This is a genomic window from Janthinobacterium sp. HH102, assembly GCF_001758625.2.
In the GTDB taxonomy this organism is placed as follows: domain Bacteria; phylum Pseudomonadota; class Gammaproteobacteria; order Burkholderiales; family Burkholderiaceae_D; genus Janthinobacterium.
In genome coordinates, this window is the sequence record NZ_CP062062.1 from 870298 (window position 1) to 893897 (window position 23600).

Sequence of the window (23600 nt, forward strand, 5' to 3'; positions counted from 1 at the left end):
CCTTTGCCAGCCGGCGCGATGTGTGCGGCGCCCAGGCTGCTCTTCATTATAATGGAGAGCCTTACCGCATCGCGAAGTGTTCCATGATCGAATCCGCAATCGCCTGGCTGCTGCAGCTGATCGCAGCACCGGAAGTCGGGCTGACATCGGTCTTTCTGATCAGCTTTATTTCCGCTACCCTCTTGCCGCTCGGCTCGGAGCCGGCCGTGTTTGCCGTCATCAAGGCCAATCCCGCGCTGTTCTGGGCCGCCATCGGCGTCGCCACCCTGGGCAATACCCTGGGCGGCATCGTCGACTACTGGATGGGCTACCGGGCCAAGCAGGCGTTCGCGAAGGAGCGCGATACGCGCTGGTTCCGCTGGCTGGCCCGCTATGGCGCCAAGACCATGCTGCTGGCCTGGCTGCCCCTCGTGGGCGATCCCCTGTGTACCCTGGCGGGCTGGCTCAAGTTGCCGTTCTGGCCCAGCGTGGCCTATATGGCCATCGGCAAGTGCGCACGCTACCTGACCATGACAGGCTTGCTGCTCTACGTCCCCGATGGTGTTTGGCACCGGATCGGCCAGATGCTGGCTTGAATGGGACGGCCTGCAACGCCAGTTTGCCCCATTTCGTGCAGTTCGATAGTTCGCAGCAGGGTCTGATTTTTGGTATTTTTTCGTTGAAAAATCGCGGAATCTGGTTTTTTATTCGGCAATGGAGGGCTTTTCCATATTTGCTATGGTGGCGGATGCGGTGCTTAAACCTTAGGCTGCCTAAGGCTGTTCCCGCATGGTGCGGCGCAATAAGATAAAATGGGTCTTTAGGGTCCAGTCCACATCGTCACCACACTCCATGAACGCTCCCGCACAAATCCAAGCTTTACTGGCAGAAACGCCGAATGGTCCCGCAGCAAGCCGCCTGCGCGAAATCCCGTATAACTACACGTCGTTTTCCGATCGCGAGATCGTCATACGCCTGTTGGGGGAGGACTCCTGGCGCCTGCTCGACGAGCTGCGCGGCGCCCGCCAGACGGGCCGTTCGGCCCGCATGCTGTACGAGGTGCTGGGCGATATCTGGGTCGTGCGCCGCAACCCCTATCTGCAGGATGACTTGCTCGACAATCCGAAGCGCCGCCAGGGCTTGATCGATGCCTTGCATCACCGCCTGGCCGAAGTCGACAAGCGCCGCCTGTCCATCGATGCGGCCGGCGGCGACGTGGCCGCCAGCGGCGAGACGCCGGAAGTGGCGCAGGCGCGCAGCCATAACGTCGAACTGCTGCTCAAGGCCGCCAGCAAGGCCGTGGCCGACTTCGGCGACGAATTCCGCAAGACCTACGATTTGCGCAAGCGCACGGTCAAGGTGCTGGGCCGCTACACGGAAAAGCACAATGTGCGCTTCGACGGCATGACGCGCGTGTCGCACGTGACGGATGCCACCGACTGGCGCGTGGAATACCCGTTCGTCGTGCTCACGCCCGACACGGAGGAGGAAATGGCCGGCCTGGTCAAGGGCTGTATCGAGCTGGGGCTGACCATCATCCCGCGCGGCGGCGGCACCGGCTACACGGGCGGCGCGATTCCATTGACGCCGATGTCGGCCGTCATCAACACGGAAAAACTGATCACCCTGGGCGCCGTGGAAATGACGGTCTTGCCTGGCTTGACGCACGAATACGCGACGATCAATTCGGGCGCCGGCGTGATCACGAACAAGGTCTCGGAAGCGGCGGAGAAGGCCGGTTTCGTGTTTGCCGTTGACCCCACCTCGGCCCACGCCTCTTGCATCGGCGGCAACGTCGCCATGAATGCGGGCGGCAAGAAAGCCGTGCTGTGGGGCACGGCGCTGGACAACCTGGCCTCGTGGCGCATGGTCGACCCGAACGGCGACTGGCTCGACGTCACGCGCCTCGACCATAACCTGGGCAAGATCCACGATATCGCACTGGCACGCTTCCAGCTGGAATGGCGTCACCCGAGCACGCGCGACGCGACGAAACCGAACGCGCCGTTCAAGACGGAAATCCTGGAAATTCCTGGCCGTAAATTCCGCAAGGAAGGCCTGGGCAAGGACGTGACGGACAAATTCCTCGCCGGCTTGCCGGGCATTCAGAAAGAAGGCTGCGACGGCCTGATCACGTCGGCGCGCTGGATTCTGCACAAGATGCCGAAGTTCGCCCGTACTGTCTGCCTGGAATTCTTCGGCCAGGCGCGCGACGCGATTCCGTCGATCGTGGAAATCAAGGATTACCTGGACGGCTTGCCGGCCAAGGGCGAGCAATACACGAGCATCCGCCTGGCGGGCCTCGAGCACCTGGACGAGCGCTACCTGCGCGCCGTCGGCTACGCCACCAAGTCGAAGCGGGGCGTGCTGCCGAAGATGGCCCTGTTTGGCGACATCGTCGGCGACGATGAAAACGCCGTCGCGCAAGCGGCGTCGGAAGTGGTGCGCATCGCCAACACCCGCGTGGGTGAAGGCTTTGTGGCCGTCAGCCCCGAAGCGCGCAAGAAATTCTGGCTGGATCGCGCCCGCACGGCGGCGATCGCCAAGCACACGAACGCCTTTAAAATCAATGAAGACGTCGTCATTCCCCTGAATCGCATGGGCGAATACACGGATGGCATCGAACGCATCAATATCGAGCTGTCGATCAAGAACAAGCTGCAACTGGCCGACGCCCTCAGCGAATTCTTTGCCAAGGGTAACTTGCCAATCGGCAAGAGCGACGATGCATCGGATGACCGCGTCGACGACGCTGAAATGCTGGGCGACCGCGCCGAGCAAGCGCAGCAGTTGCTGGCGCAAGTGACGGCGCGCTGGACCTATCTGCTGGCCCAGCTCGACCGTCCGCTGGTCGACGTGAAGGGCGAACTGGCCGAACTGGGCATGGAGCGCTTGCTGCCCGTGTTCGATGCGCGCCTGCAAACGCAGCCGAACGCCACCCTGTTCGACGTGGTACAGGACCGCACCGTGCGCATCACGTGGAAGCAGGAAATCCGCGCCCAGCTGCGCCAAATCTTCAACGGCGCCGCTTTCAAACTGATCCTCGACGAGGCCACGGCCATACACGCGCGCATCTTGCGTTCGCGCGTCTTCGTCGCGCTGCACATGCATGCGGGCGACGGCAACGTGCACACGAACTTGCCCGTCAACTCGGACAATTACGAAATGCTGCAGGACGCCCATGAAGCTGTGGGCCGCATCATGATCCTGGCCCGCTCGCTCAATGGCGTCATTTCCGGCGAGCACGGTATCGGCATCACCAAGCTGGAATTTTTGACGGAAGAAGAGATCGGCGACTTCCGCAGCTACAAGCAGCGCATCGATCCCGAAGGCCGTTTCAACAAGGGCAAGCTGCTGAACCTGCCGGGCATGGGCGCCGACTTGCGCAATGCCTACACGCCATCGTTCGGCCTGATGGGACACGAATCGCTGATCATGCAGCAAAGCGATATCGGCGCTATCGCCGACAGCGTCAAGGACTGCTTGCGTTGCGGCAAGTGCAAACCCGTGTGCTCGACCCACGTGCCGCGCGCCAACTTGCTGTACTCGCCGCGCGACAAGATTTTGGCGACCTCGTCCCTGATCGAAGCCTTCCTGTACGAAGAGCAGACGCGCCGCGGTATTTCCATCAAGCATTGGGAAGAGTTCGAGGACGTGGCCGACCACTGCACGGTCTGCCATAAATGCGTCACGCCTTGCCCCGTGAACATCGACTTCGGCGATGTGTCGATGAACATGCGCAATTTGCTGCGCAAGATGGACAAGAAGAGCTTTAATCCGGGCACCAAGGCGACGATGATGTTCCTCAACGCCACCGATCCCGTGACCATCAACGCCACGCGCAAGGTCATGATCGGCTGGGGTTACAAGGCGCAGCGCCTGGGCCACGATCTGTTGAAGAAATTTGCGAAAAAGCAAACCAAGGCGCCGCCGCCATCGACGGGCAAGCCGCCCGTCAAGGCGCAGGTGATCCACTTCATCAACAAGAAGATGCCGGGCAACCTGCCGAAGAAATCGGCGCGCGCGCTGCTCGACATCGAAGACGACAAGGTCATCCCGATCATCCGCAATCCGAAGACGACGACGGCCGATACGGAAGCCGTGTTCTACTTCCCCGGCTGCGGTTCGGAACGTTTGTTCTCGCAAGTGGGCCTGGCCACGCAAGCGATGCTGTGGGAAGTGGGCGTGCAGACGGTCTTGCCGCCGGGCTACCTGTGCTGCGGTTATCCGCAGCGGGGCGCGGGCGAGTTCGACAAGGCAGAGAAGATGATGACGGACAACCGCGTCCTGTTCCACCGCATGGCCAACACGCTCAACTACCTGGACATCAAGACGGTGCTCGTGTCGTGCGGCACCTGCTACGACCAGCTGGCCACGTATCAGTTTGAAAAGATTTTCCCCGGCTGCCGCATCATGGATATCCATGAGTATTTGCTGGAGAAAAACGTCAAGCTGGAAGGCGTGAACGGCACGCGCTATATGTACCATGAGCCATGCCACAATCCGATGAAGCTGCAGGAATCGGGCAAGACGATCAACTCCCTGATCAGCACGGTGGATAACGTGAAGATCGAGAAGAATGACCGTTGCTGCGGCGAATCGGGTTCCTTGGCCGTCACGCGCCCTGACATTTCCACGCAAGTGCGTTTCCGCAAGGAAGAAGAGATGGTCAAGGGTGCCGACAAGCTGCGCGGCGATGGGTTCACCGGCGACGTCAAAATCCTCACCAGCTGCCCGTCGTGCCTGCAAGGCTTGTCGCGCTACAATGACGATTCGGGTACGACGGCCGATTACATCGTCGTCGAGATCGCCAAACATTTGCTGGGAGAGAACTGGATGCCGGATTACGTGAAACGCGCCAATGACGGCGGCATCGAACGGGTGCTCGTGTAATGTCCACGCCTTGCGATCTGTGTCAGTTGCTCGATGGTTTTGCCAAGAAGCAGGGCTGTGAGGCCTTGCTGTGGCGCAGCGAGCGCCTGTCCGTGGTGGCCGTCGACGACCCAAGCTACCCCGGCTTTTGCCGCGTGATCTGGAACAAGCACGTGAAGGAAATGACGGATTTGACGCCAGGCGAGCGCAATTATGTGATGGAAGTCGTGTGGCAAGTCGAGCTGGCCGTGCGCGAAGTGATGGCGCCGGAAAAGGTCAACGTGGCCAGTTTCGGCAACATGACGCCGCACGTGCACTGGCACGTGATCCCGCGTTACCGCGACGATGCGCATTTCCCGAACCCGAGCTGGGCGGTGGTGCAGCGCGAGACGGCGCCCGAAGTACTGGCCGCGCGCCGCGCCCTGTTGCCAGCCTTGCGCGAGGCCATCATTCAACGTTTATCCGCATAAAGTATCGTCATGACTGAAAAAACAGCAACACCCCAACCGACCGGCTTGACCGTGCACAACCAGTCGCGCGTGCTCGACGTGGCTTTCGACGACGGCAGCACATTTGCGCTGCCGTTCGAATACCTGCGCGTGTACTCGCCCTCGGCCGAAGTGCAGGGCCATGGCAAGGGCCAGGAAACCTTGCAATTAGGTAAGCGCCTGGTCGGCATCACGGGCATCGAGCCCGTCGGCAACTACGCCGTGCAGCCTACCTTCAGCGACGGCCACAATTCCGGCCTGTACACCTGGGCTTATCTGTACAAGCTGGGCGCGGAAAAGGACAAACTGTGGCAAGCCTACCTTGACCAGCTGGCGGCAGCCGGCTACCCGGGCGACAGCGGCCGCGATGCCAAGGCCGACATGACCGTCAAGCAATCTTCCGGCGGCCACGTGCATGGACCCAGCTGCGGCCATAAGCATTAATTAAAAATAATGCGGTAATCTTGTCGGATTGCCGCCGCCCCATTCGTCGTATGAATGCCCGCGCTTGCGGGCATTTTTCTTTGGAGAAGAGACTATGGAATACATGATCCTGATCTACGCCGATGAATCCCGTTATGCATCCATGCCGGAAGGGCAGATGGCCAGCCTGATGGCCGACTTTGCCAGCTACACGCAGGCGCTGGAAGCGGCCGGCGTGCTGCGCGGCGGGGCCGAGCTGGCGCCGGTGGGCAGCGCCACCAGCGTGCGCGTGCGCAATGGCAAGCCTGTCATCACGGATGGGCCGTTCGCGGAAACCAAGGAGCAGCTGGGCGGCTACTATCTGCTCGACTGCGCCCACCTGGACGAGGCGCTGGCCTGGGCCGGGCGTTGTCCGGCGGCATCCCTGGGCACCATCGAAGTGCGGCCTGTCACGGCATAGCCATGGCCGGCGACGCCATTGTGGCCGTCGAGCACGTCTTTCGCCTGGAAAAGGGCAGGGTGCTGGCCGGCCTGATGCGGCGCTTCGGCGACCTGGGCCTGGCGGAAGATGTGCTGCAGGAAGCGTGCCGCAAGGCGCTGGAACTGTGGCCGCGCACAGGCATCCCCGGCAATCCCGCCGCCTGGCTCAGTGCCGTGGCGCGTAACGCGGCTCTCGACCACGTACGCCGGGCGGGCAAGAGCGTCAGCGATGCCGAGGCCGTGCTGTCGTGCCTGCCTGCGGTCGAGACTGTTGACGCGCAGCCTATCGAAGACGACCGCCTGCGCCTGCTGTTCATCTGCTGCCATCCCGCGCTGGCGCCCGAGGCGCAGGTGGCGCTGGCCCTGCGCACCCTGTGTGGCCTGTCCACGGGCGAGATCGCACGCGCCTTCGGCGTGGCGGAAGCGGCCCTGTCGCAGCGCTTGTTGCGCGCCAAACGCAAGATCGCCGAAGCCCGTATCCCTTTCGAGTTGCCGCCGGAGCAAGAGCTGCAGCCGCGGCTGGCGCAAGTACTGCACGTGATTTACCTGGTGTTCAGCGAAGGCTATTGCGCCAGCGGCGGCGACACGTTGCTGCGCGCAGACCTGTGCGCGGAAGCGCTGCGCCTGGGGCGGCTGCTTGACAGCCTGCAGCCCGGCCAGCCGGAAGTGCAGGGCCTATTGGCCCTGATGCTGCTGCAGGCGTCGCGCGGCCCGGCCCGCCTCTCGCCAGTCGGTGAACTGCTTACCCTGGAAGAGCAGGACCGGCGCCTGTGGGATGACGCCCTGATTGCCGAGGGATTGGCCGTGCTGGCGCTGGCCTTGCCGGCGCGCGCGCCAGGGCCGTATCAGCTGCAGGCCGCCATTGCCGCCTTGCACGCGCAAGCGCCCACGGCCAGCGGGACGGACTGGCGCCAGATCAGCGCCCTGTATGGCGCCTTGCTGCGGCACAAGCCGGAACCCATGATTTTGCTCAATGCCGTGATCGCCTGCGCCATGGCGCACGGCGCCGCACACGGGCTGGCCTGGCTGGCGCGGCTCGAAGCCGTTCCCAGCCTTGTCAACTCGCATTATCTGCACGCGGCCCGGGCCGACTTGCTGCGCCGCCAGGGCGACCGGCCGGGGGCGCTGGCCGCGTATGCGCGGGCGGCCATGCTGGCTTCGAATGCAGTGGAAAGGCAATACCTTCTCCGGCGTCACGGGGAAATGCGCCTGCCGCTTGTATAATGCATGCAAGTTCAAACAGACTGCCTACCATGACCAATACGACCCATTTCGGATACAAAACAGTTGCAGAAGACGACAAAGTGCGTGAAGTCGCCAAGGTGTTCCATTCCGTCGCTGCCAAATACGACGTGATGAACGACTTGATGTCGGGCGGGCTGCACCGTCTGTGGAAGACGTTTACCATCGCCAACGCGGGCGTGCGCCCCGGTTTCAAGGTGCTCGACATCGCCGGCGGCACGGGCGACCTGTCGAAGGCGTTCGCCAAGCAGGCGGGCCCTACGGGCGAAGTCTGGCTGACCGATATCAATGAATCGATGTTGCGCGTGGGCCGCGACCGCCTCTTGAATCGCGGCTTGCTCACCCCCACCTTGTTGTGTGACGCGGAAAAACTGCCATTCCCCGATAATTATTTCGACCGCGTCAGCGTGGCCTTCGGCCTGCGCAACATGACGCACAAGGACGTGGCGCTGGCGGAAATGCGCCGCGTGCTGAAACCGGGCGGCAAGCTGCTGGTGCTGGAATTTTCCAAGGTGGCAGCGCCGCTGCAAAAGCCGTACGACCTGTATTCGTTCTCGGTCTTGCCGTGGTTCGGCCAGAAAATCGCCGGCGACGCGGAAAGCTATCGCTATCTGGCCGAATCGATCCGCATGCACCCGGACCAGGAAACCTTGAAGACCATGATGGAAACGGCGGGCCTGGAACGCGTGCAGTACTACAATTTGACGGCAGGCATTGCCGCTTTGCACACCGGTATCAAGATGTAATGCATCAACGTTGGTGATTTAGGAGATGGAATGAAATTGAAGAAATTTATGGTCGGCATGATGCTGGCCGCGACCACGGTATCCATGCTGGGCGAGGCGCTGGCCCGTCCCATGGGCGGTGGCCGTTCGTTTGGCCGCCAGTCGCAAAACGTGGGCCGCCAGGCGCCTGCACCTGCGCCCACCCCGGCGCCGGCTGCCGCGCCGCGCCAGGCACAACCGGCTCCTGCCCCCGCACCGGCGCCTGCCGCCAAGGCGCCGAGCCGCTGGAAAGGCTTGCTGGGCGGCGCCTTGCTGGGCCTGGGTCTGGGCGCCTTGCTGTCGCATTTTGGCCTGGGCGGCGCCCTGGCCAGCATGATCAGCACCCTGCTGATGGTGGCTTTGCTGGCCGGCGTGGCCTTCTTCATCTACCGCATGGTGCGCGGCAAACGCGACACTAACGCCGGCAATGCGCCGTTCGCCGGTTTCGGCAACCAGCCGGCACCGGCCGGCAACGTGCCCGATATCGGTTCGCGCATCCCGCCGCTGCAGCCCGTTTCGTCCGGCGTTGGCCTGGACAAGCCGGCACCGGTTGCCGCGCCATGGGGCGTACCAGGCGACTTCGACAAGGATGCCTTCCTGCGCCACGCGAAAAGCAATTTCATTCGCCTGCAAGCGGCCTGGGACAAGGCCGACGTCAACGATATCCGCGAATTCACGTCGCCGGAAGTGTATGCGGAACTGCGCATGCAAATCCAGGAACGTGGCGCGCAGCCGGACTTTACGGATGTCGTCACCATCGATGCCGAACTGCTCGGTATCGAGACGAGCGTCAACGATTACCTGGCCAGCGTGAAATTTACGGGCCTGATCCGTTCGGCGCCGGGCGCGGCAGCGGAACCGTTTGCGGAAGTGTGGAATATGTCGAAACCCGTCAGCGGCAACAGCGGCTGGGTCCTGGCAGGCATCCAGCAATTGAATTAATTGTAAAAACTTGCTGAATAATGGCTTAAGTCCATGCGGAATGCATGATGCTTGACAGATATTTCCTGCTGAACTGGTAAGATCGAAACCGCCCGCGTTGTTGTACGGGCGGTTTTTCATTTTTAGGGGCGCGTTTGGCGCGCAGGCACACGATGGCACCACTTTCCGATCTCTCCCTGATGACGCCCGTCATCGCGACTATCAACCATTTGCTGGCGCAGGAGCCGTGGGCGCGCCAGCAGCTGGCGGTGCACGCCGGCAAGCTTGCCTGCATCGACACGGGCGCCGTGGCCTTGCGCCTGCGCGTCGACAGCGCCGGCATGCTGGAAACGGCACCGGCGGACGTAGTTGCCAATGTGACCATCCGCGTGAAATTGTCCGATGTGCCGCTGATCCTGCAAAACCGCGAGCGGACGTTTTCCTACGTCAAGATCGAAGGCGATGCCGAGTTTGCCAATGCGATTTCGCAATTGAGCAAGGGTTTGCGCTGGGAAGCCGAGCACGACCTGGAAAAGGTCGTCGGTCCCATGCTGGCCACGCGCCTTGTTTCCGGTGCGAAAGATGCCGCCGCCTTTGTGCGCACGGGCCAGCAAAAGCTGGCGGAAAACGTGGCCGAATATTTTCTCGACGAACAGCCGATGCTGATCCGTCCTTCTACCCTGCAAGAGTATTCCGCTGGCGTGACGCGCGTGCGCGATGACGTCGAACGCCTGGCTAAGCGCCTTGCCCGGCTGGAAAAGGCGGCCGCCGCCGTCCAGCCGCAGTCCTCCTCACCGGATTTGTCTACATGATATTGAAATTCCTGCGCCTGTTTAAAATCATCCGTGTTTCCATCAAGTACGGTCTGGATGAGATAGCGATTTCTGGTCTGCAAGTTCCCCGCACCGCCAAATTGATCGACACCCTGATTTTCTGGCGCGACCTGTCGTCGCCGCGGGGCTTGCGCCTGCGCCTGGCGCTGGAAGAGCTGGGCCCGATTTTCGTCAAATTCGGCCAGGTGCTGTCGACCCGGCGCGATTTGATGCCGCCCGACATCGCCGAAGAACTGGCGCGCCTGCAAGACCGGGTGCCGCCGTTCGATTCCGACCTGGCCATCGCGCAAATCACCAAGTCGCTCGGTGCGCACCCGGATCAACTGTTTGCCCGCTTCGAGCGCGAGCCGGTGGCGTCCGCATCTATTGCCCAGGTGCACTTTGCCACTTTGAAAGACGGCCGCGAAGTGGCCGTGAAGGTCTTGCGTCCAGGCATGAAAAAGCTGATCGACGAAGATGTGGCCCTGATGCACATCGCCGCCGACTGGACCAGTCGCCTGTGGGCCGACAGCAAGCGCCTGAAGCCGAAAGAGGTGGTGGGCGAGTTCGACAAATACCTGCACGACGAGCTGGACCTGATGCGCGAGGCGGCCAACGCCAGCCAGCTGCGCCGCAACTTCGCCAACTCGGACTTGCTGCTGGTGCCCGAAATGCACTGGGATTATTGTTCCAGCAGCGTCATCGTCATGGAGCGCATGTACGGCATCCCCGTGTCGCAGACCGAGCGCCTGGTGGCGGCCGGCGTGGACTTGCGCAAACTGTCCAGCGATGGCGTGGAGATTTTCTTCACGCAAGTGTTCCGCGACGGCTTTTTCCATGCTGACATGCACCCAGGCAATATTCTCGTGTCGATCGCGCCCGACTCGTTCGGCCGCTACATCGCGCTCGACTTCGGCATCGTGGGTACCTTGAATGACTACGACAAGGATTATCTGTCGCAAAACTTCCTCGCCTTCTTCCGCCGCGACTACAAGCGCGTGGCCGAGGCGCACATCGAATCGGGCTGGGCGCCGAAGGACACGCGCGTCGACGAGCTGGAAGCGGCCGTGCGCGCCTGCTGCGAGCCGATCTTCGACCGCCCGCTGAAGGATATTTCTTTTGGGCAAGTATTGCTGCGGCTGTTCCAGACCTCGCGCCGCTTCAACGTGGAAGTGCAGCCGCAACTGGTGCTGCTGCAAAAGACCCTGCTCAATATCGAAGGCCTGGGCCGCCAGCTCGATCCGGAACTGGACCTGTGGCAAACGGCCAAGCCCTACCTGGAAAAATGGATGAGTAACCAGGTGGGGCCGCAAGGCTTCATGGAGCGCCTGCGCGCCGAGGCGCCCCGTTACGCGCACATCTTCCCGCAACTGCCGCGCTTGCTGCACCAGGCCTTGACCGTGCATGGCGAACCGCGTGAAAACGACGTGGAACTGATGAAAACCTTGCTGGCGGAGCAACGCCAGACGAACCGCTTGCTGAGTTTTATCGTGTACTTTGTCGGCGCCTTCGCCCTCGGCGCGCTGGGCTTGCAAGTGTTCATGCGCTGGCATCAACTGCCGTTTTAACTCGCTGAGGACGTAAGTGATGGCTGACTTCCACAACCGCGACCCGCTCTCGCCTGCCTTCTGGGACGAGCGTTTCGAAAAGCAATTCACTCCCTGGGACCAGGGCGGCGTGCCGTCCCGCCTGCGCAGCTTCGTGGCCGGCAGTCCGGTGCCGCTGCGCTGCCTGATACCCGGCTGCGGCTCCGCGTATGAACTGGTCTTCATGCTCGATCACGGCTGGGATGCCACGGCCATCGACTTTGCGCCGGCTGCCGTGGCCGCCGCGCGTGCCCAGCTGGGCGAGCGGGCAGGGCAGGTGGTGGAAGCGGATTTCTTTGCCTGGCAGCCCGAGGCACCGCTGGACCTGATCTATGAACGGGCGTTTTTGTGCGCCATGCCGCGCGCCATGTGGCCGCAAGTGGCGGCCCGCTGGGCGCAGCTGCTGGCGCCGGGCGCCATGCTGGCCGGTTACTTTTTCTTTGACGACAACGCCAAGGGGCCGCCGTTCGGCATTTCGCGGGAGAAACTGCAGGAATTGCTGGTGCCGCATTTCGACTGCCTGGCCGATGAGGCCGTCGACGATTCCATCGCCGTCTTCGCCGGCAAGGAGCGCTGGATGAGCTGGCGCCGCCGGGCGGACTGAAGCGGGCGGGGCATTTTCCGCTGGCGACAAAGGAAAAGCTTTATAATTCAGGGTTTTTGAAGTTTTTTCTCGGAGTAGAGATGCCGATTTACGCTTACCGTTGTGACGAGTGTGGTTTTGCCAAGGATGTCTTGCAAAAGATCTCCGATCCAGTACTGACGGTGTGCCTGTCGTGCGGCAAGCCCAGTTTCAAGAAACAATTGACGGCCGCCGGTTTCCAATTGAAGGGCACTGGCTGGTACGCGACCGATTTCCGCGGCGGTACGGCGCCCACCACGGCCATTCCGACGGGCCCGGCCGATAACGCCAAGCCTGCCCCGGCCGCCGAGAGCGCGCCTGCCGCTGCGCCTGCGCCCGCTCCTGCTGCCACCGCGCCGAAAGCGGACTGAAAAGCGCGCCGCGCCGATACGATCCATTACCGAGAAACTGATGCGTAAATACTTTATTACCGGATTACTGATTTTGGTGCCCCTGGCCATTACGGCCTGGGTGCTGAATCTGGTCATCAGCACGATGGACCAGTCGCTGTTGCTGGTGCCCGGCAGTACGCAGCCCAGCGTCTGGTTCGGCCACAAGATTCCCGCGCTGAGCACCATTCCCGGCCTGGGCACGGTATTGACGGTACTGATCGTGTTCTTCACGGGCTTGCTGACGAATAACCTGGTCGGCAATTACGTGGTGAAACTGTGGGAAAAATTGCTGCAACGCATACCCATCGTCAATTCCCTGTATTCGAGCGTCAAGCAAGTGTCCGATACCCTGTTTTCCCCGTCGGGCAATGCCTTCCGCAAGGCCGTGCTGGTGCCGTATCCGCACCAGAACTCCTGGACCATCGCTTTCCTGACGGGCGTGCCGGGCGGCGATGCGGCAAACCACCTGGTGGGCGACTTTGTCAGCGTGTACGTGCCGACGACGCCGAATCCGACCTCAGGCTTTTTCCTGATGATGAAGCGCAGTGATGTCGTCGAACTCGACATGAGCGTCGATGCGGCGCTCAAATATATCGTCTCGATGGGCGTGGTGGCGCCTGCGGAAGTTGTTGCTGTACCGGCCCCGGCAGCCAAAGAATAAAGGCAGGCGTCCCATGCGGGACGTGGCCGGATTGAACACTCACTAACCTGAACTGAGAATTTTATGTCTATGCGTACTGAATACTGCGGCCTCGTTACCGAAGCCATGCTGGGACAAACCGTCAGCCTGTGCGGCTGGGTACATCGCCGCCGCGACCACGGCAGCCTGATTTTCATCGACTTGCGCGACCGCGAAGGCCTGGTGCAAATCGTCTGCAACCCGGAACAAGCGGAGATGTTCAAGGTCGCCGAAGCCGTGCGCAACGAATTCTGCCTGCGCGTGACGGGCGTCGTGACCAACCGTATCGAAGGCACGATCAACAACAACTTGAAATCGGGCAAGATCGAAGTGGTCTGCTCGGAGCTGGAAGTGCTGAACCCGTCCGTGCCCGTGCCGTTCCAGCTCGATGACGACAACCTGTCGGAAACGACGCGTCTGACGCACCGCGTGCTGGACCTGCGCCGCCCGCAAATGCAAAACAACCTGCGCCTGCGCTACAAGGTGACGATGGAAGTGCGCAAGTACCTCGACGCGCTGGGCTTCATCGACATCGAAACGCCGATGCTGACCAAGTCCACGCCAGAAGGCGCGCGCGATTACCTGGTGCCGTCGCGCGTGAACGCCGGCAGCTTCTTCGCCTTGCCGCAATCGCCACAGTTGTTCAAGCAACTGTTGATGGTCGCCAACTTCGACCGTTACTACCAGATCACCAAGTGCTTCCGCGACGAAGACTTGCGCGCCGACCGCCAGCCTGAATTCACGCAGATCGATTGCGAAACCTCGTTCCTGACGGAACAGGAAATCCGCGACCTGTTCGAAGACATGATCCGCGTCGTCTTCAAGAACACCCTGAACATCGACCTGCCGAACCCGTTCCCGGTGATGGATTTCGCCGAAGCGATGGGCCTGTACGGTTCCGACAAGCCGGACATGCGCGTCAAGCTGGCCTTCACGGACTTGACCGAAGTCATGAAGTCGGTCGAGTTCAAGGTCTTCAACGGCGCCGCCAACATGAAAGGCGGCCGCGTGGTGGCCCTGCGCGTACCGCAAGGCGGCAGCATGCCCCGTTCGGAAATCGACGCCTACACGCAATTCGTCGCCATCTACGGCGCCAAGGGCCTCGCTTACATCAAGGTCAACGAGAAAGCCAAGGGTCCTGAAGGCTTGCAGTCGCCGATCGTCAAGTTCCTGCCTGCCGACGTGCTGGCCACGATCCTCGAGCAGACGGGCGCGCAAGACGGCGACCTGATCTTCTTCGGCGCCGACAAGGCCAAGGTAGTCAACGACGCCATCGGCGCGCTGCGCGTGAAAATCGGTCACAGCGAGTTCGGCAAGAAAGCCGGCCTGTTCGAAGACGTGTGGAAGCCATTGTGGGTGGTCGACTTCCCGATGTTCGAGCACGACGAAGAAGCGGACCGCTGGACGGCGACCCACCATCCCTTCACGGCGCCGAAAGACGGCCATGAAGACATGCTGGAAAGCGATCCGGGCGCCTGCATCGCCAAGGCCTACGACATGGTCTTGAACGGCTGGGAACTGGGCGGCGGTTCGATCCGTATCCACCGCGAAGAAGTGCAGTCGAAAGTGTTCCGCGCATTGAAGATCGATGCGGAAGAAGCGCAGCTGAAGTTCGGCTTCCTGCTCGACGCCCTGCAATACGGCGCGCCACCGCATGGCGGCCTGGCATTCGGCCTGGACCGTATCGTGACCATGATGACGGGTTCCGAATCGATCCGCGACGTGATCGCCTTCCCGAAAACCCAGCGCGCGCAAGACTTGCTGACCCATGCGCCGTCGGAAGTGGACGAAAAGCAATTGCGTGAACTGCACATCCGTTTGCGCAGCGCCGAGCCTAAAGTAGTGTAATGAAGCATGCGGCTGCCCCGGCGGCCGCTGTTTGATCCACTATGCAAAAAAAGGCGCTGTCGTGGCGCCTTTTTCATTGTTGATATGACTCATAAAATTCCTGTTTCCGTGCTGGTCGTCATTCATACGGCTGACCTTGACGTCTTGCTCATCGAACGCGCGGGCCAGCCCGGCTTCTGGCAATCGGTGACGGGTTCCGTCGATGCCGTCGACGAACCGCTGCTGCAGACGGCCGCACGCGAACTGTGCGAGGAGACCGGCATCGTTGCCGATGGATGCGATATCGTGCTGCGCGACTGGAACTTGTCGAATGTGTACGAGATCTATCCGATCTGGCGCCACCGCTATGCGCCCGGCGTGACGCGCAACACGGAACACGTGTTCAGCGTGCAAGTGCCGCGCGACATCGCCATCACCCTGAGCCCCCGCGAACACCTGCAATACGCGTGGCTGCCTTATCTGGCGGCGGCCGACCGCTGTTTCTCGTCGTCCAACGCGGAAGCGATTCTGCAATTGCCGGCCATGACGGGCCTGGCGCGCCATCGTTGATCTCATTCGAAAGCTATCCATGTTGAACTGGTTTAATCTCTCCTTGCAACAAAAACTGGCCGGCACATTCTGCCTGGCGCTGTGCCTGGTCGTGATTGTGGCGGCCAGCCTGTACACGCCGCCCGAACGCACGCCGCCCGTCGGCTTGCCGCTGATGGTGGTGGGACTGCTGTTGCATCCCGGTATGTTTAGCAAGGGCAAGCGCACGGTGGCCTGGCGCGGCGCACCGTTGCTGGTCAAGGTGGTGTGGTCCGCCGGCATCGCGGCGGCCGGCGTCAGTGTCGCCAGCGGCCTGGCGCGCATGTTTGCCTGAGCCAGGCGAGGCCGAAGGCGAGCCAATCGAGGAATTAGGTGCGCACGCGCACCTACGCTGGCGCCGCGCGGGGCCCGTCTGGGAGTAGAATCCATGCATGAAAATCCGCGTAGCAACTTATAATATCCACAAGGGCGTCTCTTCCGTGCGGGGCTTGCCCAGAGTCCACGCATTGAAGCAGGCGATCGCCCTGTTCCATGCCGATGTCGTCTTCCTGCAAGAGGTGCAAGGCAAGCACGACCGCAATGCGGCCCGCTTTGGCGCCGAGAAAAATGGCCACAAGCATTGGCCGGAAGCGTCGCAGCATGAATTCTTTGCCGGCGCCGAGCACCATTCCGCCTACGGCATGAATGCCGTGTACGACCATGGCCACCATGGCAACGCCTTGCTCAGCAAATTTCCCATCGCCTCGCAAACCAACCATGACGTGTCCGACCATGCCTACGAGCAGCGCGGCATCCTGCATTGCGTGCTCAAGACGCCGCAGGCCGACGTGCATTGCTACGTGGTCCACCTGGGCCTGTTCGAATCGGGGCGGGGACGGCAGACGCAGGCGCTGATCGATGCCGTGATGGAATCGGCGCCCAACGGCGAACCCGTCATCATCGCGGGCGACTTCAACGACTGGCGCAACACGCTCAGCGACAAGCTGCGCAATGCGCTGGGCGTGGTGGAAGTGTTTGACCAGCGTGCATCGAACTCGGCCCTGGGTGACCTCGTGCGCACCCTGGCGCGGCGCCAGACGAAAACACCCGTCCCCGTACCGGCACGCACCTTTCCCGCCGCCTTGCCGTGGTTCCGCCTGGACCGCATCTATGTGCGCGGTTTCCACGTGGAAGGTGCACAAGTGATGCATGGCACCCTGTGGGCAAAATTGTCGGACCACGCGCCGATAGTTGCTGCTTTGAAACTCGCGTAGACTGCCGGCATGCGCACAGTCAATTTCATCGCCCACAACGACATCAAGCTGCTGTATTGCGGCACCGATTACTTTCCCGCGCTCATAGCGGCCATTGACGGCGCACGCTCGGAAGTCTATTTCGAAACCTATATCTTTGCCGATGACGCCACGGGCACCCTGGTGCTCGACGCCCTGAAACGGGCGGCCGCGCGCGGCGTGCTGGTGTGCATGATCACGGACTGGTTCGGCACGGGCAACCGCCGCGTCAAGGCCATGCATGCGCAGCTGGAAGCGGCCGGCGTGCACCACCGCATCTTCAATCCCTGGTTCCGGCGCGGCATCACGCGAACGCACCGCAAGATCTGCGTCGCCGATGGCGAGATCGCCCTGGTGGGCGGCATCAATATCAACGACGACATGTTTTGCGACTACGATCACAGCATCAGCCTGGAAGCGCCGCGCTGGGATTTCGCCGTGCAGGTGAAGGGTCCGCTGGTGGACGCTATCCATGAAGAGGTGCAGGCGCAGTGGGCGCGTCTGGGCAAGATGAACCTGGTGCGGCGTATCAAGCTGTACCGCAAGATGCGCGTCGTCAGCAAGGAGCTGGCGAAAAACCCCGTCGTGGCCGGTTTTGTCGTGCGCGACAACCTGCGCAACCGCCGCACCATCCAGCGCGCCTACCTGCAGGCGCTGGGCCAGGCGAGGAAAAGCGTGATGCTGGCCAACCCGTATTTCGCGCCCGGTCACAAGCTGCGCCACGCCCTGGCCCAGGCGGCCCAGCGGGGCGTCGACGTGGTACTGCTGATCGGCGTGGGCGAATTCCGCATGCAAGATGCTGTGGCGCACTCGTTTTACCCGAAACTGCTAGCTGCCGGCGTGAAAATCGTCGAATACCGCAAGACGCAGCTGCACGCCAAGGTCGCCGTCGTCGACGACGACTGGGCGACGGTGGGTTCGAGCAATATTGACGCGCTGAGCCTGTTTTTGAACCAGGAAGCGAACGTGGTGATCAAGGACGTGGCCTTCGCGCAAAGCCTGCGCCAGCATATCGAGCAAGGCGTGGCCGACGGCATCGTGATTCACCAGGATGATTTCAAGCACATCGGCCGTTTCCGGCGCATCGGTTACGAAGCCGCCTTCCTCGTGTACCGGCTGGTGATGCGCATTTTTTCAGTAGGCAAGTACGCATGAACGAGATGACAACGGTCAGGCTGGACAAATGGCTGTGGGCGGCGCGCTTCTTCAAGACGCGCTCGCTGGCCAGCGAAGCCGTCGACACGGGCAAGGTCAAAGTGGGCGGCGAGCGCGTGAAACCGGCGCGCAGCCTGCGCGTGGGCGACGAGCTGGCCATCGACAATGGTGCGGAGACGTGGGAAGTGACCGTGCTGGGCCTGTCCGACAAGCGCGGCGCGGCACCCGTGGCGCGCCTGCTGTATGAAGAAACGCCGGCCAGCATCGCCCGCCGCGAGCAGCTGGCCGAGGAGCGCAAGCTGTTCCGCGAACCGGGCACCACCATCAAGGGGCGGCCGACCAAGCGCGACCGCCGGCAATTGAGCAAGGCTGGCGGCCTCGACTGAGGCGCGATTGTTGCTGCAAGGCAAGGGCGCACGGCGCTTTTGCCGTCTGAAACCGATACAAACACGCAGTCAGAAAATGCTGCGCTGCACCAATAGAACGCCGGCTCTAAAGTTCCCGTTTGACTTTTACGTGGTAGTGGATAATAGTACGAGCGTTCGGATTTTTTCGAAGCGTGCTTTTTTTTACCCTCGCTTCAGTCCGCCAAATCGGCAACATCACTTTTAGAACGGACATCTTGAATACTTCAGTCAAATTCATGCGCAAGGGCGAGCTGACCCGTGCAGCCATCCTCGACGTGGCGCTGGACCTGTCCAGCCGCGACGGCCTGGAAGGCCTGACGATTGGGCTGCTTGCGGACAAAATGAACATGAGCAAGTCGGGCGTATTTGCCCACTTCGGCTCGCGCGAGGACTTGCAGATGGAAGTGCTGAAGCTTTATCACTATCGTTTCGAGCAAGAAGTCTTTTTCCCCAGCATGAAAGAACCACGCGGCATCCAGCGCCTGCAATCGATGTTTGCGCGCTGGGTCAAGCGGGTCAGCGTGGAAATCGCTTCCGGCTGCATCTATATCAGTGGCGCCGTCGAGTATGACGACCGTCCCGGTCCCATCCGCGAGGCCCTGGTGGCCATGGTGCGGGCCTGGCAGGGCGCGCTGCTGCGCTGTGTCGAGCAATCGATCGCCACGGGCGACCTGAAAGCGGATACGGACGCCCAGCAGCTGGTGTACGAGATGTATGGCCTGATCCTGGCCCTGCATCACGACGCGCGCTTCCTGCGCGTGCCGGGCAGCATCGAACGGGCGCAAGCGGGCTTTATCCGCCTGCTGGCGTCGTACCAGAATTCCGTCACAAGCAAATAAGCCGTCAGGCAGTATCCGCAACAACGCACACGCACTTACAAGTACAACACTTTAGCTAATCGCCTTCAGGAGAAAATTATGGGTCAATACGTCGCGCCAATCCGGGATATGCAATTCGTCCTGCATGAATTCCTGCAAGTGGAAGAAGAACTGAAGCAAATGCCGTCGTACGCCGACGTCGACGCCGACATCATCAACCAGGTGCTGGAAGAGGGCGGCAAATTCACCTCCGAAGTACTGTTCCCGCTGAACCATTCCGGCGACCGCGAGGGCTGCCACCACGACCCCGTCACGAAAAGCGTGACCACGCCTAAAGGTTTTAAAGAAGCCTACAAGCAGTACGTCGAAGGCGGCTGGGCGGCACTGGCTTGCGATCCGGAATACGGCGGCCAGGGCTTGCCTGTCGTGCTGAACAATTCGTTCTATGAAATGCTGAACTCGTCGAACCAGGCCTGGTCCATGTACCCGGGCCTGTCGCACGGCGCCTACGAGTGCCTGAAGGAACACGGCACCGACCACCAGAAGGAAGTCTACCTGCCGAAGCTGGTGTCGGGCGAATGGACGGGCACCATGTGCCTGACCGAACCGCATTGCGGCACCGACCTGGGCCTGCTGCGCTCGAAAGCGCTGCCTGAGGCGGACGGTTCCTGGACCATCACCGGCAACAAGATCTTCATCTCGGCCGGCGAGCACGACATGGCGGAAAACATCCTGCACCTGGTGCTGGCCCGCGTGCCGGATGCGCCGGAAGGCTCGAAAGGCATCTCGCTGTTCCTGGTGCCGAAATTCCTGCCGAACGCGGATGGCACGGTCGGCGAACGCAACCCGATCACCTGCGGCGCCATCGAAGAAAAAATGGGCATCCACGGCAATTCGACCTGCCAGATGAACCTGGACGGCGCGAAAGGCTGGATCATCGGCCAGCCGAACAAGGGTCTCAACGCCATGTTCGTCTTCATGAACGCGGCCCGTCTGGGCGTGGGCATGCAGTCGCTGGGCCTGACGGAAATCGCCTACCAGAACGCGCTGATCTACGCCAAGGACCGCACGCAAATGCGTTCGCTGTCCGGCATCAAGAACCCGGAACTGCCGGCCGACCGCATCATCGTGCATCCTGACGTGCGCCGCATGCTGCTGACGGGTAAAGCCTACGCGGAAGGCGCGCGCGCTTTCACCTCGTACGTGGCGCTGCAGATCGACCGCGAACTGCACCACCCGGACGCCGACGTGCGCAAGGAAGCGGCCGACGAAGTGGCGCTGCTGACCCCTGTTATCAAGGCCTTCATTACCGACAACGCCTGGATCGCCACCTCGGACGCGATGCAAGTGTTCGGCGGCCACGGCTACATCTCGGAATGGGGCATGGAACAGTATGTGCGCGACGCGCGCATCAACATGATCTACGAAGGCACGAACACGATCCAGTCGCTGGACCTGTTGGGCCGCAAGATCCTCGGCGACAACGGCGCCAAGCTGCGCAAGTTCGGCGAAAAGATCAAGGCTTTCGTCGAAGACAACGGCACCGATGAAGCGATGAGCGAATTCGTCACGCCACTGGGCGACCTGGGCGACAAAGTCACCAAGCTGACCATGGAAATCGGCATGAAGGCCTTCCAGAACCCTGACGAAGTGGGCGCGGCATGCGTGCCTTACCTGCGCGTCGTCGGCCACATGATCTACAGCTACCTGTTCGCGCAGATGGCCAAGATCGCCCTCGAAAAAGAATCCAGCGGCGACAAGTTCTACACCGCCAAACTGGCTACCGCACGTTTCTACTTCGCCCGCTTGCAGCCTGAGACGGCAACCCTGATCCGTCAGGCGCGTTCCGGTTCGGCCAACCTGATGGCACTCGACGCAGACCTGTTCTAAGACTTGAGGAAAATATGACCAATTTCATCGTTAAAAAAGTAGCCGTCCTCGGCGCCGGCGTGATGGGCGCGCAGATCGCCGCCCATTGCATCAACGCGAAAGTGCCGGTCGTGCTGTTCGACCTGCCGGCCAAGGAAGGTCCAAAGAATGGCATCGTGCTGCGCGCCATCGAGAACCTGAAAAAGCTGTCGCCTGCCCCGCTGGGCAACAAGGATGACGCCGCGCTGATCCAGGTGGCCAACTACGAAGACAACCTGGACCTGCTGGCCGGTTGCGACCTGATCATCGAAGCCATCGCCGAGCGCATGGACTGGAAACACGACCTGTACCAGAAGGTGGCCCCGCACATCGGCCCGAACGCGATCTTCGCCTCGAACACCTCGGGCCTGTCGATCACCAAGCTGGCCGAAGGCTTCGACGCCGACCTGAAATCGCGCTACTGCGGCGTGCACTTCTTCAATCCGCCGCGCTATATGCACCTGGTCGAGATCATCCCGACCGCGTTCACCAAGCCTGAAATCGCCGACCAGCTGGAAGGCTTTTTGACCACCACCCTGGGCAAGGGCGTGGTCCGCGCCAAGGATACGCCGAACTTCATCGCCAACCGCGTGGGCGTGTTCGGCATCCTGGCCATCGTGCATGAAGCGGAAAAATTCGGCCTGTCCGTGGACGTCGTCGATGACCTGACCGGTTCCAAACTGGGCCGCGCCAAGTCGGGCACCTTCCGCACGGCGGACGTGGTCGGCCTGGACACCATGGGCCATGTGATCAAGACCATGCAGGACTACCTGCCGAACGATCCGTTCGCCGCCGTCTACAAGACGCCGGCCGTGCTGGCGCAGCTGGTGGAAAAGGGCGCGCTGGGCCAGAAGAGCGGCGCGGGCTTCTACAAGAAGGTCGGCAAGGAAATCCAACGCCTCGACTTCGCCACCGGTGAATACGTGGCCGGCGGCGCCAAGGCCGCCGACATCATCGCCCGCATCCTGAAGGAAAAGGATCCGGTCAAGAAGATGAAGGCGCTGCGCGAATCGACGAATCCGCAAGGCCAGTTCCTGTGGGCGATCTTCCGCGACGCCTTCCACTACATCGCCATCCATCTGGACACCGTGGCCGACAACGCGCGCGACATCGACTTCGCCATGCGCTGGGGCTTCGGCTGGAACGTGGGCCCGTTTGAAACGTGGCAGGCATCGAACTGGCTGCAAGTGGCCAACTGGGTCAAGGAAGACATCGACGCCGGCCACGCGCTGTGCAACGCGCCTTTGCCTGCCTGGGTCTTCGAAGGCCCGGTCGCTGAAAAAGGCGGCGTGCACACGCCGGAAGGTTCGTACTCCGCCGTGTCGAACAGCTTCGTGCCACGCTCTAACCTGTCCGTCTACGACCGCCAGCAGTTCCGCGCGCCAGTCCTGGGCAGCGGCGCCGTCGACGGCAAGACCGCCGGCACCACCGTCTTCGAAGACGAATCCGTGCGCGTCTGGCATACGGGCGACGACGTCCTGATCATCTCGTTCAAGACGAAGATGCACGTGATCGGCGAAGGCGTCATCAATGGCCTGAAACTGGCCCTGGCCGAAGCGGAAAAGAACTTCAAGGGCCTGGTGATCTGGCACGCGGACGCAGCCGAAGGCGGCGCCTTCTCGGCCGGCGCCGACCTGCAATCGGCCCTGCCGGCCTTCATGCAAGGCGGCGTGAAAGCCGTCGATCCGATCATCGCCGAACTGCAGAACACCTTCATGTCGCTGAAGTACGCGAACGTGCCGGTGATCGCCGCGGTCGCTGGCCTGGCACTGGGCGGCGGTTGCGAACTGGCGCTGCATGCATCGAAGCGCGTGGCCTCGATCGAGTCGTATATCGGCCTGGTGGAAGTGGGCGTGGGCCTGATTCCTGCCGGCGGCGGCTTGAAGGAAGCGGCGCAGCGCGCCTACAAGGAAGCCAAGGGTAACGACATCCTGCAATTCCTGAAAACGGGCTTTACCAATGCGGCCACCGCCAACGTGTCGAAATCGGCGCTGGAAGCGAAGAAGATGGGCTACCTGAAGGAAGACGACGTAATCGTGTTCAACGCCTACGAGCTGCTGCACGTGGCCAAGGTCGAAGCGCGCGCCATGTTCGACGCGGGCTTCCGTCCGGCGCTTCCTTCGCTGATCCAGGTCACGGGCCGTTACGGCTGGGGCACCATCAAGGCGCAGCTGGTCAACATGCGCGACGGCGGCTTCATTTCGGCGCACGATTTCAAGCTGGGCGAGATGATCGCCGAGATCGTATCGGGCGGCGACGTGGACCAGGGCAGTTTCGTCAGCGAACAGTGGCTGCTGGATATGGAACGCAAGGCATTCCTGGAGCTGTTGAACCATCCGAAAACCCAGGAACGGATCATGGGCATGATGCAGACCGGTAAGCCGGTACGCAACTAAGCACAACGT

At 61.8% G+C, this 23600-nt stretch carries 22 protein-coding genes; all 22 read left to right on the top strand.

Translation table 11 applies throughout. The features are described from left to right. Positions 1-83 precede the first annotated feature (83 nt). The 22 genes from JAB4_RS03955 to JAB4_RS04060 all read left to right on the top strand — a co-directional run bounded on the left by JAB4_RS03955 (position 84) and on the right by JAB4_RS04060 (position 23591). Positions 84-575 (top strand): YqaA family protein, encoded by a 492-nt coding sequence (locus JAB4_RS03955; protein ID WP_070221645.1) that lies wholly within the window; start codon positions 84-86, stop codon positions 573-575. A 256-nt stretch (positions 576-831) separates the two neighbouring features. Further along, positions 832-4872 carry a DUF3683 domain-containing protein gene (locus JAB4_RS03960; RefSeq protein ID WP_070221644.1) on the top strand — a complete coding sequence of 1347 codons (4041 nt, stop codon included), beginning with the start codon at positions 832-834 and terminating at the stop codon, positions 4870-4872. Beyond that, positions 4872-5321 carry an HIT family protein gene (locus tag JAB4_RS03965; protein ID WP_071650211.1) on the top strand — a complete coding sequence of 150 codons (450 nt, stop codon included), beginning with the start codon at positions 4872-4874 and terminating at the stop codon, positions 5319-5321. Before JAB4_RS03960 ends, JAB4_RS03965 begins: the two co-directional genes overlap by 1 nt. Before the next feature lie 9 nt (positions 5322-5330). Next, positions 5331-5783 carry a DUF971 domain-containing protein gene (locus JAB4_RS03970; RefSeq protein ID WP_070221643.1) on the top strand — a complete coding sequence of 151 codons (453 nt, stop codon included), beginning with the start codon at positions 5331-5333 and terminating at the stop codon, positions 5781-5783. A gap of 94 nt (positions 5784-5877) precedes the next feature. Continuing rightward, positions 5878-6222 carry a YciI family protein gene (locus JAB4_RS03975; RefSeq protein ID WP_070221642.1) on the top strand — a complete coding sequence of 115 codons (345 nt, stop codon included), beginning with the start codon at positions 5878-5880 and terminating at the stop codon, positions 6220-6222. Positions 6223-6224: 2 nt separating this feature from the next. Further along, positions 6225-7466: a sigma-70 family RNA polymerase sigma factor gene (locus JAB4_RS03980; protein ID WP_070221641.1), complete on the top strand. Its 1242-nt coding sequence runs from the start codon at positions 6225-6227 to the stop codon at positions 7464-7466. A gap of 29 nt (positions 7467-7495) precedes the next feature. Next, complete coding sequence (gene ubiE, locus JAB4_RS03985) at positions 7496-8230, top strand: bifunctional demethylmenaquinone methyltransferase/2-methoxy-6-polyprenyl-1,4-benzoquinol methylase UbiE (RefSeq protein ID WP_034753359.1); 735 nt, start codon at positions 7496-7498, stop codon at positions 8228-8230. Between the two features lie 30 nt (positions 8231-8260). Continuing rightward, a complete protein-coding gene (locus JAB4_RS03990; RefSeq protein WP_070221640.1) occupies positions 8261-9190 on the top strand; it encodes a Tim44-like domain-containing protein in 930 nt (309 codons plus the stop codon). Between the two features lie 152 nt (positions 9191-9342). Next, positions 9343-9981 carry an SCP2 sterol-binding domain-containing protein gene (locus tag JAB4_RS03995; RefSeq protein WP_070221639.1) on the top strand — a complete coding sequence of 213 codons (639 nt, stop codon included), beginning with the start codon at positions 9343-9345 and terminating at the stop codon, positions 9979-9981. Next, complete coding sequence (gene ubiB / locus JAB4_RS04000) at positions 9978-11549, top strand: ubiquinone biosynthesis regulatory protein kinase UbiB (protein WP_070221638.1); 1572 nt, start codon at positions 9978-9980, stop codon at positions 11547-11549. Before JAB4_RS03995 ends, ubiB begins: the two co-directional genes overlap by 4 nt. Positions 11550-11568: 19 nt before the next feature. Then, positions 11569-12171 carry a methyltransferase gene (locus JAB4_RS04005; protein WP_070221637.1) on the top strand — a complete coding sequence of 201 codons (603 nt, stop codon included), beginning with the start codon at positions 11569-11571 and terminating at the stop codon, positions 12169-12171. Between the two features lie 80 nt (positions 12172-12251). After that, the gene (locus tag JAB4_RS04010; protein ID WP_070221636.1) at positions 12252-12560 is read left to right on the top strand and encodes an FmdB family zinc ribbon protein; all 309 of its coding nucleotides are present in this window, start codon (positions 12252-12254) and stop codon (positions 12558-12560) included. Positions 12561-12600: 40 nt separating this feature from the next. Next, on the top strand, positions 12601-13242 hold the full coding sequence (locus JAB4_RS04015; protein ID WP_034778417.1) for a DUF502 domain-containing protein: 642 nt from the start codon (positions 12601-12603) through the stop codon (positions 13240-13242). A 69-nt stretch (positions 13243-13311) separates the two neighbouring features. Beyond that, positions 13312-15108, top strand: a complete 1797-nt coding sequence (gene aspS, locus JAB4_RS04020; protein ID WP_070221635.1) for an aspartate--tRNA ligase — start codon at positions 13312-13314, stop codon at positions 15106-15108. An 84-nt stretch (positions 15109-15192) separates the two neighbouring features. Then, a complete protein-coding gene (nudB, locus tag JAB4_RS04025) occupies positions 15193-15657 on the top strand; it encodes a dihydroneopterin triphosphate diphosphatase (protein ID WP_070221634.1) in 465 nt (154 codons plus the stop codon). 19 nt (positions 15658-15676) lie between these two features. Beyond that, positions 15677-15970 (top strand): hypothetical protein, encoded by a 294-nt coding sequence (locus JAB4_RS04030; protein ID WP_099409257.1) that lies wholly within the window; start codon positions 15677-15679, stop codon positions 15968-15970. Positions 15971-16067: 97 nt separating this feature from the next. After that, positions 16068-16889, top strand: coding sequence for an endonuclease/exonuclease/phosphatase family protein (locus JAB4_RS04035; protein WP_070221632.1), 822 nt, complete (start codon positions 16068-16070; stop codon positions 16887-16889). 9 nt (positions 16890-16898) lie between these two features. Next, positions 16899-18062, top strand: coding sequence for a cardiolipin synthase ClsB (clsB, locus tag JAB4_RS04040; RefSeq protein WP_070221631.1), 1164 nt, complete (start codon positions 16899-16901; stop codon positions 18060-18062). Further along, on the top strand, positions 18059-18448 hold the full coding sequence (locus JAB4_RS04045; RefSeq protein ID WP_070221630.1) for an RNA-binding S4 domain-containing protein: 390 nt from the start codon (positions 18059-18061) through the stop codon (positions 18446-18448). Before clsB ends, JAB4_RS04045 begins: the two co-directional genes overlap by 4 nt. 257 nt (positions 18449-18705) lie before the next feature. Continuing rightward, positions 18706-19308 carry a TetR/AcrR family transcriptional regulator gene (locus JAB4_RS04050; RefSeq protein ID WP_034753385.1) on the top strand — a complete coding sequence of 201 codons (603 nt, stop codon included), beginning with the start codon at positions 18706-18708 and terminating at the stop codon, positions 19306-19308. Positions 19309-19386: 78 nt separating this feature from the next. Then, positions 19387-21177, top strand: coding sequence for an acyl-CoA dehydrogenase C-terminal domain-containing protein (locus JAB4_RS04055; protein WP_034753387.1), 1791 nt, complete (start codon positions 19387-19389; stop codon positions 21175-21177). Between the two features lie 14 nt (positions 21178-21191). Further along, complete coding sequence (locus JAB4_RS04060; protein ID WP_070221629.1) at positions 21192-23591, top strand: 3-hydroxyacyl-CoA dehydrogenase/enoyl-CoA hydratase family protein; 2400 nt, start codon at positions 21192-21194, stop codon at positions 23589-23591. Positions 23592-23600 lie beyond the last annotated feature (9 nt).

Excerpts from the sequence above, each read along its gene's own strand:
- clsB (WP_070221631.1), top strand. The coding sequence starts at position 16,899 with ATGCGCACAGTCAATTTCATCGCCCACAACGACATCAAGCTGCTGTAT.
- ubiE (WP_034753359.1), top strand. The coding sequence starts at position 7,496 with ATGACCAATACGACCCATTTCGGATACAAAACAGTTGCAGAAGACGAC.
- JAB4_RS04060 (WP_070221629.1), top strand. The coding sequence starts at position 21,192 with ATGACCAATTTCATCGTTAAAAAAGTAGCCGTCCTCGGCGCCGGCGTG.
- JAB4_RS04005 (WP_070221637.1), top strand. The coding sequence starts at position 11,569 with ATGGCTGACTTCCACAACCGCGACCCGCTCTCGCCTGCCTTCTGGGAC.
- nudB (WP_070221634.1), top strand. The coding sequence starts at position 15,193 with ATGACTCATAAAATTCCTGTTTCCGTGCTGGTCGTCATTCATACGGCT.
- JAB4_RS03995 (WP_070221639.1), top strand. The coding sequence starts at position 9,343 with ATGGCACCACTTTCCGATCTCTCCCTGATGACGCCCGTCATCGCGACT.
- JAB4_RS04035 (WP_070221632.1), top strand. The coding sequence starts at position 16,068 with ATGAAAATCCGCGTAGCAACTTATAATATCCACAAGGGCGTCTCTTCC.
- JAB4_RS04050 (WP_034753385.1), top strand. The coding sequence starts at position 18,706 with ATGCGCAAGGGCGAGCTGACCCGTGCAGCCATCCTCGACGTGGCGCTG.
- JAB4_RS03955 (WP_070221645.1), top strand. The coding sequence starts at position 84 with ATGATCGAATCCGCAATCGCCTGGCTGCTGCAGCTGATCGCAGCACCG.
- JAB4_RS03960 (WP_070221644.1), top strand. The coding sequence starts at position 832 with ATGAACGCTCCCGCACAAATCCAAGCTTTACTGGCAGAAACGCCGAAT.
- JAB4_RS04030 (WP_099409257.1), top strand. The coding sequence starts at position 15,677 with ATGTTGAACTGGTTTAATCTCTCCTTGCAACAAAAACTGGCCGGCACA.
- JAB4_RS03970 (WP_070221643.1), top strand. The coding sequence starts at position 5,331 with ATGACTGAAAAAACAGCAACACCCCAACCGACCGGCTTGACCGTGCAC.
- JAB4_RS03990 (WP_070221640.1), top strand. The coding sequence starts at position 8,261 with ATGAAATTGAAGAAATTTATGGTCGGCATGATGCTGGCCGCGACCACG.
- JAB4_RS04055 (WP_034753387.1), top strand. The coding sequence starts at position 19,387 with ATGGGTCAATACGTCGCGCCAATCCGGGATATGCAATTCGTCCTGCAT.
- JAB4_RS04045 (WP_070221630.1), top strand. The coding sequence starts at position 18,059 with ATGAACGAGATGACAACGGTCAGGCTGGACAAATGGCTGTGGGCGGCG.
- JAB4_RS03980 (WP_070221641.1), top strand. The coding sequence starts at position 6,225 with ATGGCCGGCGACGCCATTGTGGCCGTCGAGCACGTCTTTCGCCTGGAA.
- ubiB (WP_070221638.1), top strand. The coding sequence starts at position 9,978 with ATGATATTGAAATTCCTGCGCCTGTTTAAAATCATCCGTGTTTCCATC.
- JAB4_RS03975 (WP_070221642.1), top strand. The coding sequence starts at position 5,878 with ATGGAATACATGATCCTGATCTACGCCGATGAATCCCGTTATGCATCC.
- JAB4_RS03965 (WP_071650211.1), top strand. The coding sequence starts at position 4,872 with ATGTCCACGCCTTGCGATCTGTGTCAGTTGCTCGATGGTTTTGCCAAG.
- JAB4_RS04015 (WP_034778417.1), top strand. The coding sequence starts at position 12,601 with ATGCGTAAATACTTTATTACCGGATTACTGATTTTGGTGCCCCTGGCC.
- JAB4_RS04010 (WP_070221636.1), top strand. The coding sequence starts at position 12,252 with ATGCCGATTTACGCTTACCGTTGTGACGAGTGTGGTTTTGCCAAGGAT.
- aspS (WP_070221635.1), top strand. The coding sequence starts at position 13,312 with ATGCGTACTGAATACTGCGGCCTCGTTACCGAAGCCATGCTGGGACAA.